Origin of the sequence: Pseudomonas sp. 1 R 17 (genome assembly GCF_900067035.1) — a bacterium.
Classification (GTDB): domain Bacteria; phylum Pseudomonadota; class Gammaproteobacteria; order Pseudomonadales; family Pseudomonadaceae; genus Aquipseudomonas; species Aquipseudomonas marginalis.
The window spans coordinates 1-601 of the sequence record NZ_FKLB01000002.1 but is presented as its reverse complement, the minus strand read 5'-3'; the positions used below and the strand labels follow the sequence as shown (position 1 = coordinate 601).

Genomic DNA, 601 nt, shown 5'->3' with positions numbered 1-601 from the left:
TCGTTACGCTCGTACTTCCAGACCGCCAGACCCCGCCTTACAACCCGTACGAAGCCATTGTCATGCTCGTAGGACGTCGGCTCATCATCCCCGGAAAACAACGCCACCAAGCGTCCGGCGTCGTCGTACTGATACGCCGTCACCGCCCCCAGCGGATCCTGCTTAACCGTCAGCCGGCCTTTAGCGTCGTAGGATTTGAAATGCTGGGCACCGTCCGGATCAATCCGCTGCACCAGCCGCGCCCGGTCGTCATGGGCGTACACTTCCTGACTGCCATCGGCGTTATGCAGCGTGACCCGGCCGTCGTCCCCCCAGGCATACCGCGTGTCCGTCTGGGAAAAACTGGCCCAATGCCGAACACATCGCGCAGCCTTGCCAGCCCGTTCCCACGCCCAGAAGAAACTCGCCCCACCGGCCAAGCCCCGCTCAAGAATGACGTGCTGATCGTCGTAGCGATAAACCTCGCTTTCACCTACCGCATTGGTCGCCGAGACCAGTCGGCCAGCATCGTCATAGGCGTAGGAAACAATGCTCTGCTCAGTAATCCAGACATACGGACCACGGTCTTCGGCCCGCTGCACCTGGTAGTCCACCGCCACGA

1 pseudogene is annotated in these 601 nt (G+C 61.4%); it reads right to left on the bottom strand.

What is annotated here, in order from left to right:
- Positions 1-601: pseudogene (locus tag BFP99_RS00015) on the bottom strand (RHS repeat domain-containing protein); the annotation flags it as partial.